We start from the raw sequence: 16,048 nt of genomic DNA, 5'->3' as shown, positions 1-16,048 counted from the left end.
TAAAAATCACAGATGGAATCTATTAGAAACATTGCAATTATTGCCCACGTCGATCACGGTAAAACAACTTTGGTTGATAAAATTATGTATCACTGTCAGTTATTTCGTGAAAACGAAAACACAGGTGATTTAATCTTAGATAATAACGATTTAGAGCGTGAGAGAGGTATTACAATTACTTCTAAGAACGTATCGGTTCAATATAAAGGAACAAAAATCAATATTATTGACACTCCTGGCCACGCGGATTTTGGAGGTGAAGTAGAACGTGTATTGAACATGGCCGATGGTGTATGTTTGCTAGTTGATGCTTTTGAAGGGCCAATGCCTCAAACTCGTTTCGTTTTGCAAAAAGCGATCGATTTAGGATTAAAACCTTGCGTAGTTATCAATAAAGTAGATAAAGAAAACTGTACTCCTGAAGAAGTTCATGAGAAAGTTTTTGACCTAATGTTCGAATTAGGAGCTACTGAAGAGCAGTTAGATTTCCCAGCTGTTTATGGTTCTGCAAAAAACAACTGGATGTCTGATGATTGGAAAGTTCAAACGCAAAACATTGAGCCATTATTAGACATGGTTATTGCTAATGTTCCAGCTCCTAAAGTTTCTGAAGGAACTCCACAAATGTTGATCACATCTTTAGATTTCTCTTCATTTACAGGCCGTATCGCTATCGGACGTCTTGAAAGAGGTACTTTGAAAGAAGGAATGCCAATCTCTTTGGTAAAAAGAGATGGTAAAATCATCAAATCTAGAATTAAAGAATTGCACACTTTTGAAGGTTTAGGCCGTAGAAAAGTAGAAGAAGTTGTTGCTGGAGATATTTGTGCTGTTGTAGGTGTTGAAGGTTTTGAAATTGGTGATACTATCGCTGATTTTGAAAATCCAGAAGCTTTACAAACTATCGCTATCGACGAGCCAACAATGAGTATGTTATTTACAATTAACGATTCTCCTTTCTTTGGTAAGGAAGGTAAATTTGTTACTTCTAGACATATCCGTGAGAGATTAACAAAAGAGCTTGAGAAAAACTTAGCGATGAAAGTTGGAGAAACTGATTCTGCTGATAAATTCATGGTGTTTGGTCGTGGTGTACTTCACTTATCTGTTCTTATCGAAACAATGAGAAGAGAAGGATACGAGCTTCAAATTGGTCAGCCACAAGTTATCATCAAAGAAATTGATGGTGTTAAATGTGAACCAATTGAAGAATTAACAATTGACTTGCCAGAAAACCTTTCAGGTAGAGCGGTTGAATTCGTAACTATCCGTAAAGGAGAAATGCTTTCTATGGAAGGTAAAGGTGAGCGTATGATCATTAAATTCAACATTCCTTCTCGTGGAATTATCGGTTTAAGAAACCAATTGCTTACTGCTACTGCTGGTGAGGCTATTATGGCACACCGTTTCATTGGGTACGAACCATACAAAGGAGAAATTCCTGGACGTAACAACGGTTCATTAATCTCTATGGAAAACGGAAAAGCAATTCCTTACTCTATCGATAAATTACAAGATCGTGGTAAATTCTTCGTTGATCCAAACGAGGATATCTATGAAGGTCAGGTAATTGGAGAAAATACTCGTAGCGATGATATGACTGTTAACGTTACTAAAACGAAAAAACTTTCTAACGTACGTTCTTCTGGAGCTGATGATAAAGCTAGAATTATTCCAGCTATCAAATTCTCTTTAGAAGAAGCTTTAGAGTACATTCAAAAAGATGAGTATGTTGAAGTTACTCCAAAATCTTTACGTTTAAGAAAGATTTATTTAAGTGAAACGGATAGAAAAAGATACAAAATCTAATTCGATTTAAATTTCAATATAAAAAATCCCAAATTCCAATTCAGGAGTTTGGGATTCTTTTTTATGTATTAACAATCGTATTGGAATTTGAAATTTCAGAATTTGGAATTTAAAAGGTTATCTTTTTAAAGAAAAGTGTCCTTTCACGTTTTTTCCATTAACGAAAAGGAGCGTAAACCAATAATCATCAGAAGGCATTTCTCTTCCATTAAAAATTCCGTTCCAGCCTGAGCCGTTTTGATTCATTTGTTTTAATAATTTTCCGTAGCGGTCAAAAATCGAGATGGTATAGTCTGGCATTTGGTCAATGTTTTTAATTGCCCATAAATCATTGTATCCGTCTCCGTTTGGAGTAAAGAAGCGCAGATAATCCAAAACATATATTTGAAATACATTAGACGGACCACAACCATTTTTGTCTCTGGCAATTGCATTGTAGATTCCTGGACTTATTTGTGTGAAAGTAGGATCGTCTTGAAAAGTGTTTCCGTCAAGAGAAAACTCATAATTTCCAACTCCAGTATACAGAATTTTTACAGAATTATCTATTCCAGAAAAATCTTTTACATCTGCTCCCGTAATTGTAGCTGGTTCAGATAAAATTACTTTGAAGGTTTTGGTTTTTTTGCATCCGTTTACATCTGTTACTGTTACAGAATAGTCTCCTGCGCTATTAACGGTAATTGAATTTGTTGTGCCTAAGTTATTGGACCAAGTATAACTGCTAAAGCCAGTGGCAACGGATAATGTTATCTCATCTCCTTTGCAAAGATATTGCGTTACATTTTCAAAATTAGGCGGGTCAAAAGTATGTACAATCAATTCGATCGGAGTTATGTCATAACAGTTTGAGCCATTAGCAGCACGAGCGTAGATAGTTTGGCTATTTGGCGTAGTATTTTTAAAAATATTGGGCAGCTGATTTGTTTCTGTAACTGCATCTGAAGCTGTTAAAAAATAATTGACTACCAGTCCAGCAGGCAAACCTGTTAAAATTTGAGGAGTGACCTCTTGTTCTAAATTAAATTGATACAAACCGTCTTGTACTTCATCTTCGTCACATTTTGCAATGGGAGCCTGATCTGGAATTACAGTATTAGAAACATTTAGTGTAATTTGAGGTATCGCACTACACCCAAAAGCATTTTCAATTCTAGCAAAAACGATTTGATTCGGAGCTTTGTTTGCATAACGCTGCGGATTTAAAATTGGATTTGTTTTTGCCTGTGCATCCACCAAAGTTTCGTAATAACCTTGATTGATAATCTGCGAGTTATTGTTTTTTACAATATTAGCAACTTTGGTTAAATCAAAAATGGTGAAACCGTCTGCATCGTCATCACATTGCAATAAAGAAGTATTGGTTGATTGAATTTGAGGCGTAAACTCAATTGTAATTTCTCCGGTAGAAATACAAGATGTACCAGTCAAATTCGCTTCTACTTTATATGTTCCTGTTGTTTGTACAGTATAAGATGAAGAAGTTGCTCCAGTAATCTCAACATAATTGTTGGAAGCATCTTTTTTGAACCATTTAAAAGTGTAAGCTGTTGAGCTTATATTGGTGTCTAAAACGTAATTTTCGCCAAAACAGATCGGATTGTTGTTTGCTACAGTTCTATCTTCACCAAAATTTATTTTCGTTACAAAACTGCCTGCCTCAATAAAAACTGCCGAATTATACTGTCTTGTAGCATCATCGGCAACAACCAATTTTAAATGGTATTTTTTATTTGGAATGACATCTGTATAAGCATTCATAACTACAGTTTGACCTGCATAATTAATAGGGCTAGAAGCTGTATTGTATCCATTAAAGTAGTTTTCATTAACAGCAGCACACCCAATAAGTGGTTCTCCACCCGCGCCATTCATGTTGTCAATTTTTGGATGGACTGTTGTTGCTGAAACTGGTGTCGTAGTATTGGGTAAAACAGCAAGGTTTTTATAGTTTTCACTGCTTCCAGCTTCTTTAATCAAAAAGGCAAATCCGTCTGAATATATACAAGGGAAATTAAGTTGATATTCATTCGAAGCAAAAATATAATTAAAGCTGATAGAGTTGGTCAATGCTATAAAATCAAATTCCAAAACTGTCGCTTGTGTACTATTGTTAATGCCCAAAGCCTGATTAAGATCCGCATCGCCATTCCATCCGGGAACTTCTACTCCCTTAGATTCTTGTTGCTTATACGGACCTTCTGCTTTTTTGCTTGGGGAAGTGCTTAAAACGATTCCACTAGAGAATGGAAAATTTGCACCTCCCGAAAAAGAACCATAACTCTGCTGGTTTGGTGTTGGATTTCCTGATGCATTTGCACTCTCAGTATCAATACAAGAACTATTTATTAAAACATTCTGAATTAAATCGACTGGTGGCACAGTAGAATTTACAGTAATGCCCTGCGCGTTGATTTTGTTATAAAAACAGCACAAAACGAAAATTAGGAATAAAATTCTTGAAGGACTCATAGTAGCAAATATACTACAAATCTCTATTTTTTAATAATTTGTAAGAAAAATATATAAATAGAAAAGTCCAAATTAAAACGATAAAAACAGCAAAATAATCTACGCTAAAATCAGCATCTGTTTCAATTCCCATTTGTGTGCCAATATTTTTTACAACAGATAATCTTGGACCCGGATTGACAATTAAATTAGACATGGCTTCTAACGGGAAAAATTGCATGATTTTTTGATTAGTGTTGCTGTCGGGAAAAACTTTGAATGCTAAAATAGCTTTAATAATACCTTCAAGAATGTTCCAAACCAAAAGGAAACCCAATGCAAAAGCAGAACGTTTTACTAAGATTCCTAAAAATAAACAGTAAGAGAAGAAACCAGTCAGTTTTACAAAAAAGGCTAAAAGATAATCTAAGTCGCTAAAAACAATACTAAATTCGGTGTAAGAAGAAAAGCAAAATCCTAAAATTAAACTCATTACAAAAACAAAAACCGTTGATGCAAAAGCAAATAAAACTACAGTTAAGAATTTAGATAGAATAAATTCTTTTTTACTAAGACCATCAATTAAGTTTTGTTTTAAAGTCCCGTAACTATATTCATTGGCCATCATCGAAACAATAACAATAGCTAAAAAGAATTTCATCCAAGCGGCAACATAAGTGTTAAAATGCCAGATAAAAGGAAAATTAAAAATCCCCATTTCTGCCAAATGGAATTTGAAAGGTCCTATGTCAAATTTTATAGCTGCAATTAAGGCTATAAAAGAAAGTAAGATAAAATAAGTTAGCGTTAATATTTTACTGGCTTTATTCATCCAGATTTTTTGTAATTCTATAGAAAGAAGTCTTTTCATGGTTTAGTTTTTTTGAGCAATGGCGTTTTTGGTTAATTCTAAAAATTGAGCTTCTAGACTGTTTTTGCGTTTTACTAAATGGCTTAAAACAATGCTTTTAGAAAATAAAAACTGATTTAATTCAGAAGCTGATAAATCAGATTTTAAGTAAACCAGAACTTTTCCATCTTCTTCAGAAATTCTATCTACAGCAGGATGTTCAAGTAAAGCTGTTTTTAAAGCTGAATTGTCATTTGACTGCAATTCGAAGAAACCTTCGTTTGAAGACATTCCGTCAACAGAACCAGAATATAAAACCTCTCCTTTTCTTAAAACAATTACCTGCGAGCAGACTTTTTCTACTTCGTCCAATAAATGAGAAGCAAGTAAAATAGTAGTTCCTTGCGAAGCAATTTTTTTAATGATATCTCGAATCTGATGAATTCCCTGCGGATCTAATCCGTTGGTTGGTTCATCTAGAATTAAAATTTCAGGATCGTTTAATAGTGCCGATGCAATAGCCAGACGCTGTTTCATTCCTAATGAAAAAGTACTGAATTTGCTGTCTTTTCTTTCGCTTAAACCAACTAATTCCAGTTTTTCATTGACTTTAGAATAGTTGATGTTTTTAATTTTGCAAACCAATTTTAAGTTTTGCTCGGCCGTCATGTACGGATAGAAATTGGGTCTTTCTATAATGGCGCCAACTTTTTTTAAGGCATCGTGAGTTTCAACATTGCCATCAAACCAGCGATAACTGCCAGACGATTTATTAACAACATTTAATACAATTCCTAATGTAGTCGATTTTCCGCTGCCGTTTGGCCCTAGAATGCCATAAACACGACCTTTTTGTATTTGAAAAGATACATTTTTCAAAGCCTGGATTCGGCCGTATCTTTTGCTTAAATTCTCAATGGTTAATATGGTTTCCAAATTTTTCTGGTTTTAGTTTTTAGTATGACGAGTCAATTTGATTTTTGTTACTTTAAATTCTTACTTTAAATCGTATTGACGTAAATTTGTAATAAAGATATTCAAAATGAGCGAGCCTTTAATGGTTTTAAAAAAACCGTCTTTTCCTTTAACACAACCACTTTTAAGTTATTTAGAGAGATATGAGCGTATTTCTAAAGTTTCTGTGTTTTATGATGACTTGCTGCGTTTTTCGGGTTCGATAAATGTTTATGATAAAAATGATACTGACACACTTTGGATTCGGGTATATTACGGCGAATTTGAACGTAATGAAATTGATTTAAACCTGAAGAAAATATATTCGCTTTTGCATTCTGATGGAAATAACGAAATTATTCAATACCTGAATGTCGATGCAATTGATTATTGTACTTTCGGAAATTCGAAACCTTTTAGAATTAAAGTTCGAAATATTCTCAACGATAATTATGTCCATTTTTACATCAAAAAAGCAGACGCTTCTCGTATTTACGGACTCGAATTGGAAGATATTCTTTCACCAGATAAAATCAACTTTTTGGTTTATAAAGACACTTTGATCGAAGAGCATATTATCGGAATTCCTGGTGATGTTTTTATGGATACGCTCCTTGATAAATGCAGCGAAATGGAAAAAGCACAGATTGCCAAAGAGTTTGTCAAGTTTAATGAACGCTGTATGATTCGGCTTTTGGGTGACATGCGCGCGTACAATTATGTAATTGTCCCGATTCACGATTTTGATCAAGTAGTCTATAAAATCCGTCCGATTGATTTTGACCAGCAATGTTACGAAGGGAATTTTAAAGTGTATCGTCCGCAATTTTTCAAAGAAAATTTTCCGATGATTCAATTGATTAAAGAGAAACTGGAAGAGCGTTCAATCATTCAATATAAAGATGAAGAAAGAGCGATTTTGGCAAAACGTATTCATTCAGCCGAAACGAGAATCAAAAAATTGCTGAATATTATGTGTCACGATACCATCTCAACACAGGAACATTTACTGCAATTAAAAATGGAATTATACCGTTACACGAACGATATGAAATTTAAAAATGCAAAATCAATGGGGCACATCATGCACGCCGCATTTGAATTTATTACCCGTAATTTTAAAAACACTAACTTAGTTTAAATCATTTTCCCATATAAGTTATATAAGTTCATTTCAGCCAATCTTTTTAAATTAACTGATATAACTTATATGGTTTAAAAAAATAGTTTTATGAAAAAATCATTTTTAGTAGCCGTTTCTATTGTTTTACTAGCTTGTCAGAAACAATCTGGTTCTGATTTGAAAGAACTTTATTCGCTTCCGAAAAAATTAAAAGAAGTCTCTGGAATAACTTATTTTCCTGAAATCAAAACCCTTTATACGTTAGAAGACAGCGGAAATAAAAATGCGATTTATGCAATCGATCATAATGGGAAATTAGCTAAAACAATCACGATTTCAAATGCCACAAATGTAGATTGGGAAGACATTACGAAAGACAAATCGGGAAATATCTACATTGGGGATTTTGGAAATAATGATAACGAAAGGAGAGATTTGTGCATTTATAAAGTGGCAAAAAATGAATTGAATAATGATTTAGCTAAAGCTGAATATAAAATTTCATTTTCGTATCCTGAACAAAAGGAATTTCCTCCAAAGAAAAAAGAAATGTTCTACGATGTTGAAGGTTTTTTTGAGCAAGGCGGCTATTTCTATCTTTTTACCAAAAACAGAAGTAAAGGTTTTGATGGCACTGCTTTTATCTACAAAATCAAAAATGCTGCAGGAACTCAGAAAGCAGTAAAAATTGGAGAATTTAAAACTTGCAGCAATTACAATCACTGTGTACTAACAAGCGCAACGATAAGTCCAGACGGAAAAAAAGTAGCTTTATTAAGTCATGATAAAGTGCTTTTGTTTAAAAACTTTAAAGGAGATTTATTTCATAAAGGAACTCAAACAGAATTAAATTTAAATCACTTTTCGCAAAAAGAAGCAATTGTTTTTAAAGATAACAACACTTTACTTATAGCAGACGAAAAAACAAACAAAATAGGTGGAAAGCTCTATGAATTTAGAATCTAAGATTCTAAGCTGCTAAGCTACTAAGTTTTAAAGCAAAAAAAGTTAGCCACGAATTACATTAATCTCCACGAATTATATTTAAATAAAAATTAGTGTAAATTAGTGTAATTCGTGGCTAAAAAACTTTGTTACTTTGAGTCTTTGCAACTTTGAACCTACAGCTAGAAGCTGTAAGCTGCTCCAAAAATCAATCTTCCAATTTCATCAGGAGATTTAAAATATGAGATTCTTGCGGTAATGACATTTATCGCATTCAGCCAAAGTCCGCCGCCGTAATCTTGGTGCCATTTTTTAGAATCTTCGCCATCAAGCCAAACTCTTCCGTAGTCGAAACCACCTAAAATTCCGTAAGTAAAAGGAACAATCGTTTTGCGGATTTTTCCAATGCTTAAACGCAAATCAGAACTTTGAGAGAAGTACGAACTTCCTAAGAAACGTTCGTTTCTAAAACCGCGTAAATCAGTATCGCCGCCGAGAGAAGCACCTTGATAAAATTCGTAATTATTATTGAAAATCGCTTTTCCTTTTACGTAAGTTGCTAATATCAATTTTCCGTTGTGATCAATTTTATGCGTAAAACCTAAAATACTTTCAAGTGTTGGAAAATTCTTTTTTGTCTCGTCAAGATTTGTTGTCCAAGTTCCTGCAACCATAAAATACATTCCTAGTGTAGGTTTTGCAGCAAAATCTGAATTTTTAAAGACATACTTAACTTTTAAGCTTCCGAAATTCTGGCTGTCAAATACCTCTGGATTTACAATTCCAGGAATATTGATATATCTGTTTTCAGTATCTTCTACGGTCATTCTCTGGAAAATGGGTTGAACGCTAAATTCACTTCCGTAACGGCCAACATGACGAATAGCGCCAGAAGCATTAAATTTTCTAATTCGAACACGATTATAATCCATTCCTAAATCGTCATCGTATTGGGATTCATTTCCGTAACCAAAATAGTTCATGGCAAAATTTGGAGTTGTATACAATGATTCGACATCAATAACCCATTTCCCTAATAAACCTGGAAAATGCGCTGCATAATTAAATTCTAAACCGCCTGTAGCAAAATAGTAGAAAGCATTAAAAATATGTCTTTGTGTGTATGGATTTTGTTTAAAATTATTAACGGTATAATTTACGTTGACTCCAACTTTTACACCATCATCCGGATTATAGCCAATGTTTGGAAGCCCAGAAACTACATTATACTTTGGTCTTTCATAATTGTATGCATTAACTTCGTAATCGTCTGTAAGTTGTGTTTGTGTTTTAGAATCAAGATTGTATGTGTTTTCTTTTGATTTAAAATCATAAACAATAACCTTTTTTCCGTTTTCAATGTTATAAGTGTCGTTGTTCTGACCTCCAATCAAACGAATTTTAATGTTAGATTTTTCGTTTCCTTTTACTTCAAAAACATCATTATCATCTAATCCGTAAATCCAAAGATTTTTGGTCTTAGCATCAGTTACGTTTTTGGTGTAAAGCAATTCATCTCCGTCTTTTTTAATTCTGAAAACCTGAATTTCAATACCTTTCTTTACATTATGATTTAAAACAAACTTGTCTTTTTTGTCTGTTCCCGCAATCATAACGGTTCTATCTAACACTTCAGAATACTCGCGAGCATATTTCTGAAGATCTTTTTTTCTGCTTTTTAGTTTTGCTTTGATTTCATCAACCGTTTCGTCTTGAACTTCTTTTGGCATGTTTTTGAAAGCCAAATCAATATCTGCATCAGTTAAGTTCTCCTGAATATATTTGGCCTGTTCAACCCATTCTTTTTCTCCGGCAGTTTTTAGAAATGCCAAATCCATTGGGTAAGGTTCTCTTCCAAGCCATTTCACGTTGATTCTGTCTCCTTTGAAAGTTCGCATATGACGAAGCGGAGGCATATTCATTATAAGTGAAAGCAAAGCGCCATCATATTTTACAAAAGCCTGATCACGGTCACGCGGAATAGGTCTGTAAATTACTTTTCCATCTTCTTTATATTCAGCCCAGCGCCATTGATCGCTGTGACGATCCCAGTCTCCCAAAAGAATATCAAACAAACGCGCTTTGATATATTCTTTTTCATCAACAGTATATTTTTCATCTTTATGAAGATTCAGCATCATATCATCAGTCCCGATGATGTTACTTGGTTTGCCAAAATTTTTGCCATCAAGATGATTGTCAGCAGGCCTTTCTTCAACCATGTATAATTGGTCACCAAAACTCGCATTAAATTCGCCTAAACCATTTTGTTTCGGAATATAATATAAAATAGGATTTGTATGTCTTAGTCCAATCTGATCAGACATGCTGCCAATTGCAAAAGAAGAATAAGGGTGAGAAGTCGTATAAAAATCAAATAAGAAATCTTCTGCGTATGTCTTTTCGAATTCATTTACCACATATTGATCTTTAAAAGCTACCGACTGTAAAAATGTCGTTGCACTTTTCTTCATAGCACGCATAACATATTCGCGGCCTTGAGGATCAGACATTCTCAAAGAAATAGATTGATGTCCTCCGCCTTCACGAATTGGTTTTAAGCCTCCTTTTAAAGTGTCAACCGTAGCAGTTGTCGCTTCAATTGGCATACTATAATATTTTCTATAATGCTGACCGAATAAAAATCTATGAAACGCACTTTTTTGAGTCATTTTGGGAGAATAAATAGAAGTGGTCACGGTTGAAGGAAACTTATTGGGAATATCTGAAGCCCAGTTAATTTCTTTTGCTTTTATAATTTCGCGTTCAAAAAGCAGTTTTTCTTTGCCGTTTTCATTTCCATAAAAAGAAACTTTTGCATCTCCGCTTTTAAACATAGTTAGTGTAGCATAGCCATTTCCTCCATACGAAAAATCATAAGGGTTGATCGCTCGTGCAGCCTCAGATTTTGAACCTGCACCACTGATAATCTGCTGGATATTTTCTTTGCTGATATATTGCAGATTATGATCGTGACCAGAAACTACAATGACATTTTTTTGCTTTTGCAAAAGCGTTTTAATTCTTTTAGTATAAATCGTATATTGTTTGTTCTGAATATCTTGCGGATTTACACCAGAAGTTTTTCGTAATAAATTGATAAACGAACCAATTATCGGAAGCGGAATTTTTTGCTCTAAAGGAAATAATTGTTTTTCTAATGAAAATTGTCCGCCATGTGTTCCGTTGCTTAGTAAGGGATGATGGATAGCAAGGACAACTGTTTTCTCTTGATTTTTGTTTAAAAGACCTTCAAGCTCTTCAAAAAAAGCTTCTCTGGTTTTAATTTCGCAATTGTCATTTATCGTAGGATGGTCGTTCCAATCTTCAAGAAACCATTCACTATCAACAGCTATCAAAGTAGTGGTGCTGTCAATTTTTACGTTTTCAATCGGACAGGATTTTCTTGGAAGAAAACCTTTTTTATCATTTAAATATTTCGTTACAAAATCAGCCTGACGCTCTAGGCCTTTGATGCCGCTGTACCAATCATGATTTCCTGGAATTACGACTGTTTTTCCTTTAAAACCTTCAGTTAATTTTAATTGATTGGTTAATTTGGTTTCTGCTAAAGCCTTGTCTTCTGGATGCTTATCGCTCGGAAAACCCTTCGGATAGATGTTGTCTCCTAAGAAAAGAAGCGTCGATTTTTTACTTGCTTTTTTTAGTTTTTGGTGCAAAAGTTCCAGCGTTTGTTGTGCTTGTTCTTCGTCTGCATTTCCAGCATCACCAACCAGAAAAAAAGTATGTGCAATTTTTATGGTATCTGTCGCGTTTTCTGTTTCGTTGGCACTTACATTTTTTCCGTATTGCGGTTTTCGCGTTGCGCAGGCGTAGACAATGAATAGGGCAATAATTGCCAAAGAATAGTTTTTAATCTTAGCAATAAAATGATTATCCAAAAACAATTTCATAATTTAGTGGTATAAAAATATTCTTTATGAATCTAATAGAACAATCCGAAGATTTCGTGAGTAATTTACTCAAAGATAAACTTTCTAATTTATATTCTTACCATAATTTTAATCATACTTTTACAGTTGTTACTGCAGTTAGGGAACTTTGCAAAAAAGAAGATGTAAGCGGTGAGGATAAGGAAGCACTTTTGGTTGCTGCATGGTTTCATGATACGGGATATATTGAAGGGTATGAAAATCATGAAAAAACAAGTACAAAAATTGCTACTGAGTTTTTACGAGAAAAAGGAAAATCGGAAGAATTTATCGCGCTTGTTTCGAGTTTGATTCTAGCTACTGTAAAAGAATATGAGCCTAGAACGCACTTAGAAAAGATTATTCGTGATGCAGATTATGCTCATTTAATGGGAGCTGAATATGCGACAACTTGCGAATTATTGCGTTTGGAATTAAAAAATGCAGGAATTGTGAGTTTTTCTAATGAAGAATGGACTAGAGAAAACCTGAATTTTTTATTGAATAAACACAGATTCTACACAGATTATGCCTTGAGAAAATGGCAGCCTCTGAAAGAAAAAAATCTTTTGTTGATTCAGAAAAAAATCAATAAACAGGAATTGAAAGCTGCCGCAGCACTCGAAGAAGAAAATAAGAAGAGAGAGAAAGCTGAAAAAGCTGAAAAACCAGATCGCGGAATTGATACTTTATTTCGTGTCACACTTGGGAATCATACGCGTTTAAGTGGTATTGCAGATAGCAAAGCTAATATTTTACTGTCTGTAAATGCCATTATTATTTCGATAGCTTTATCATCTATTATTCCAAAACTAGATAGTCCGAAAAATGCGCATTTGGTCGTGCCAACCTTTATAATGCTGATGTCAAGTGTAATCACGATTATTTTTGCGATTCTGTCTACGCGCCCAAAAGTAACATCGGGATTTTTTACGCGAGATGATGTAGAAGCTAAAAAAGTGAATTTGATGTTTTTTGGAAATTTCTACAAAATGCCTCTCGAAGATTATGATTGGGCAATGAATGAAATGATGAAAGATCGTGATTATCTGTATTCAACCATGATCAAAGATTTATATTATTTGGGATTGGTTTTACAGCGAAAATATAATTTACTTCGAATTGCCTACAATTTTTTCATGTTTGGAATTATCATAACGGTAATTGCATTTGTGATTGCTTTTAAGTCCATTTAAATTAAAATTTTAAACACCATAGAAACATAGATCTTTTTGTGTAAAAAAGAATAGAGAAAGAAGCTAATTTCTCACACATAGCGCAAATACTGAAAACTTTGTCAAAGTTTTTTTCATATTAGGTGCGACTATGTTTTTTCAAAAAAAATGAAATGCCTTTTATCGGTTTTCAAAATCTATGTTTCTATGTGCTTAAAAACAAAAAAAGCTCAACTATTTAGTTGAGCTCATCTAGTAAATCCTGATAGGTTATTTTCTTAATTCCTGGGTTTGAACTATTGTTGATTACTTTCACACGAATCGCTCTCAAACCAGAAACTCCTTGAAGATCTTCAACTTCAAATTGTTCAATAGAAGGTTCCAAAATTTTCTTGTGCTGCAGGTATTTAATGTATTTTAAATATTCTGCTTCTTCACTATTTTGAGAATAAACAATTGTAATTTTCTCTTTTTCAGTAATTCTTTCGTTTGTTCCTTTAATATGCGATTTGTCAATTCGTTTTTTAACAACTTCATATCTCGCATTATAAGTTCCGTCAACATCAAAACGTTTTTCATCCATTCTGAAACGGATAGAAAGCGCAGAACTGAAAACCAGAATTAGCGAAGTAACATCCAATTCGTATGGCAGAGATTCTTTAAGCTCATGGTGTTCCAATTCCATTTCGCATAAAGTCTGCAATTGCCACAAACGAAGATTATGCAGATACATAATATCGAATGGTTTTGTTGGAGAAATCGAAGCTCCAATATATAAATTATGTTCAACACCATCTGTCTTAAAACGTTCGTAATAATGCGGATAAATCTGTTGAGCTTCAACTTGCTTTCTGTCTAAAACCGTTGCAAGTCGTTTATTGATAATTGACATAGCATTGTCAAACTTCTTTCTTTCCTGATAAAACATTCCTGTTTTTTCATCTAGATTTCCAAAGTATAATTCTATCAGCTTTTCGCTTTTCGCATTACCTTGAGTATTTTTCAAGATTGGATGAATTTCTTCTTCAATATAACGCTGTACATGCTGTTCTGTATCTGCTTTTAGAGGAAAATCTAGTTCACTTCTAAGCGATTCCAATTCAAATTTTCTTTGCTCCAAAAGAACAAGATTTGAGTTTGGTTTCTGATTGTCGAAAATTTCTAAAAGCGCAGTCAACTGGCTTTTTAAATCAATTTTTACCGTTTCATTTCGATGTTCAGACGAACCTTTTATATCTATTTGACCATATAACGGATATACATTCTTAAAAACAATTTCTTTAAAAATATAATCTTTTGTATGATTCATATTCTGAAAGTAGTTTTGCGATTCTCTCTTAAACTTCCAGTATACGCTCGGGTGAATCGTAGTATATTCACGCTGAATAATAGCCTCAATCTGATGCTGCATGTCTGTATTGTAACGATCAATCGTATCAGTTAAATATGGCAGAACCAAATCGAGTTTTGTAGCATTTACACTGTTCAGATCTCTTGCATTTTCTGAAACCAGTTCCACAACGCCCAATAAATGTCCGCTTTTAATTACCGGAGCAAAAATACAGCTCTGAATATTTTGCGATAGTAAATGTTCGCCTAGTCTTTTATTTGTAGATTCCTCAGTAAATTTGCTGACATTCGAAATAACAAAAGGTTCTCTATTGTCCAGTAAATTTTCGAAAGAACATCCAAAAAAAGCATTTTTGCAATCCACTTCCTGATCATCAGAAAGTAGAAAGCTTTTCATATGATTTTCGTACTTCGCAGGTCTGATAAATTTTTCTTCCTCAGAATTATATATAATAAATCCGACTTTTAAGTTTGAAAGATTAAAAATCGACTGAAAAATATTGGAAACTTCTTGGTCTGTTGTAACTGTTTTTGGGCCAGGTTTCAGCAAATTGCTTTTTAGAATAGAAATAGCGCTTTCTGTGGTCGCATCAAACAAAGAAACGATTCCAAAACCTCTTAAAATCCAGCTTCCTTTCGGGAATTTAGATTTCCATAAATTAATATCATTATAATTATCAATTAATTGATCGATATCTTCCTGAGTTAAATGTACCGCATTTTCAGTAGGAATAATTTCCATGAAATCGGCATTGTACAAAATGCGATAATGTTTTTCAATACCATTTTCGTCTGGAATATCATAGAAAAAAGGCTGATTAAAATCGATATGCTGCTTATAATAACTGCTCAAAATTAAACAGCAGTTATTGATATAGAATTGATGGTCGCTAAAGTCACGAATTTCCATATAAAATTCGTCTCCCGCATTTTTTAAGATTTTCTTGAAACGCTCTGTATAATTAAAGGAGATATTTTGAAATGGAATTGTTACCGCTTTTATTTCGTTATGTGTCAATGCAGTTGGAAACAAATCGGCTAAAATATTTTTGATTAAAGCTTCGTTGTTTTTGATAACTGAATAATCCTGGATTCCAGTCCTAAGTTCCGGAATTAATTCAATTTGTTCTAAAATCGCTTTGGCATAGTTTGATCTGTAATCAACATCTGATTGAGCAATTTCTTCAAAAGATTCAATTAGCTTATGAAATGAAATTATTGTGGTAAAAGGACTTTCTTTAAAAAATTGAATATCCATCTGAGTTATTTTTTAATGCAAAATTAAGCATAAATTAAGAATACTCGACATTTTTCAATTTCTTTCCTCTATAGTTAAATAGTTGTTTCCCTTGTAATTAAAGGTTTTTGGGAAGAGCTTTTCTTTTTTAACTAAAAATTAACATTAACAATAATGGAACGATCGTTCCGTTATTGTATCTTTGTACCATAATAATTGAAT

9 protein-coding genes are annotated in these 16,048 nt (G+C 33.4%); 4 read left to right on the top strand and 5 right to left on the bottom strand.

The features are described 5' to 3' along the window. Positions 1-12: 12 nt before the first annotated feature. Complete coding sequence (gene typA, locus ACNRYB_RS22495; protein ID WP_129745196.1) at positions 13-1,809, top strand: translational GTPase TypA; 1,797 nt, start codon at positions 13-15, stop codon at positions 1,807-1,809. Positions 1,810-1,926: 117 nt separating this feature from the next. Here the strand turns inward: typA and ACNRYB_RS22490 are convergent, their stop codons facing one another. The 3 genes from ACNRYB_RS22490 to ACNRYB_RS22480 are packed head-to-tail and all read right to left on the bottom strand — an operon-like array spanning position 1,927 to position 6,046. Continuing rightward, complete coding sequence (locus tag ACNRYB_RS22490; RefSeq protein WP_473728818.1) at positions 1,927-4,281, bottom strand: choice-of-anchor L domain-containing protein; 2,355 nt, start codon at positions 4,279-4,281, stop codon at positions 1,927-1,929. A 13-nt stretch (positions 4,282-4,294) separates the two neighbouring features. Then, on the bottom strand, positions 4,295-5,131 hold the full coding sequence (locus ACNRYB_RS22485) for an ABC transporter permease (RefSeq protein ID WP_473728817.1): 837 nt from the start codon (positions 5,129-5,131) through the stop codon (positions 4,295-4,297). 3 nt (positions 5,132-5,134) lie between these two features. Beyond that, positions 5,135-6,046: an ABC transporter ATP-binding protein gene (locus tag ACNRYB_RS22480; protein WP_473728816.1), complete on the bottom strand. Its 912-nt coding sequence runs from the start codon at positions 6,044-6,046 to the stop codon at positions 5,135-5,137. Positions 6,047-6,152: 106 nt separating this feature from the next. Here ACNRYB_RS22480 and ACNRYB_RS22475 point away from each other — a divergent pair, with 106 nt between their 5' ends. Next, positions 6,153-7,205 (top strand): hypothetical protein, encoded by a 1,053-nt coding sequence (locus ACNRYB_RS22475; RefSeq protein WP_129745202.1) that lies wholly within the window; start codon positions 6,153-6,155, stop codon positions 7,203-7,205. A gap of 90 nt (positions 7,206-7,295) precedes the next feature. Next, positions 7,296-8,153, top strand: coding sequence for an SdiA-regulated domain-containing protein (locus tag ACNRYB_RS22470; protein ID WP_129745204.1), 858 nt, complete (start codon positions 7,296-7,298; stop codon positions 8,151-8,153). Positions 8,154-8,314: 161 nt separating this feature from the next. Here the strand turns inward: ACNRYB_RS22470 and ACNRYB_RS22465 are convergent, their stop codons facing one another. Further along, positions 8,315-12,046: a metallophosphoesterase gene (locus ACNRYB_RS22465; protein ID WP_473728815.1), complete on the bottom strand. Its 3,732-nt coding sequence runs from the start codon at positions 12,044-12,046 to the stop codon at positions 8,315-8,317. Positions 12,047-12,072: 26 nt separating this feature from the next. Here ACNRYB_RS22465 and ACNRYB_RS22460 point away from each other — a divergent pair, with 26 nt between their 5' ends. Beyond that, positions 12,073-13,260: a Pycsar system effector family protein gene (locus ACNRYB_RS22460; protein WP_129745208.1), complete on the top strand. Its 1,188-nt coding sequence runs from the start codon at positions 12,073-12,075 to the stop codon at positions 13,258-13,260. Between the two features lie 217 nt (positions 13,261-13,477). Here the strand turns inward: ACNRYB_RS22460 and ACNRYB_RS22455 are convergent, their stop codons facing one another. Further along, a complete protein-coding gene (locus ACNRYB_RS22455) occupies positions 13,478-15,847 on the bottom strand; it encodes a GAF domain-containing protein (RefSeq protein WP_473728814.1) in 2,370 nt (789 codons plus the stop codon). Positions 15,848-16,048: the final 201 nt, after the last annotated feature.

It is taken from the genome of Flavobacterium sp. CR10, from assembly GCF_055814415.1.
The sequence above is the reverse complement of the archived record's forward strand: the minus strand, read 5'-3'. Positions and strand labels throughout refer to the sequence as shown.

Excerpts from the sequence above, each read along its gene's own strand:
- typA (WP_129745196.1), top strand. The coding sequence starts at position 13 with ATGGAATCTATTAGAAACATTGCAATTATTGCCCACGTCGATCACGGT.
- ACNRYB_RS22490 (WP_473728818.1), bottom strand. The coding sequence starts at position 4,281 with ATGAGTCCTTCAAGAATTTTATTCCTAATTTTCGTTTTGTGCTGTTTT.
- ACNRYB_RS22485 (WP_473728817.1), bottom strand. The coding sequence starts at position 5,131 with ATGAAAAGACTTCTTTCTATAGAATTACAAAAAATCTGGATGAATAAA.
- ACNRYB_RS22475 (WP_129745202.1), top strand. The coding sequence starts at position 6,153 with ATGAGCGAGCCTTTAATGGTTTTAAAAAAACCGTCTTTTCCTTTAACA.
- ACNRYB_RS22470 (WP_129745204.1), top strand. The coding sequence starts at position 7,296 with ATGAAAAAATCATTTTTAGTAGCCGTTTCTATTGTTTTACTAGCTTGT.
- ACNRYB_RS22465 (WP_473728815.1), bottom strand. The coding sequence starts at position 12,046 with ATGAAATTGTTTTTGGATAATCATTTTATTGCTAAGATTAAAAACTAT.
- ACNRYB_RS22460 (WP_129745208.1), top strand. The coding sequence starts at position 12,073 with ATGAATCTAATAGAACAATCCGAAGATTTCGTGAGTAATTTACTCAAA.
- ACNRYB_RS22455 (WP_473728814.1), bottom strand. The coding sequence starts at position 15,847 with ATGGATATTCAATTTTTTAAAGAAAGTCCTTTTACCACAATAATTTCA.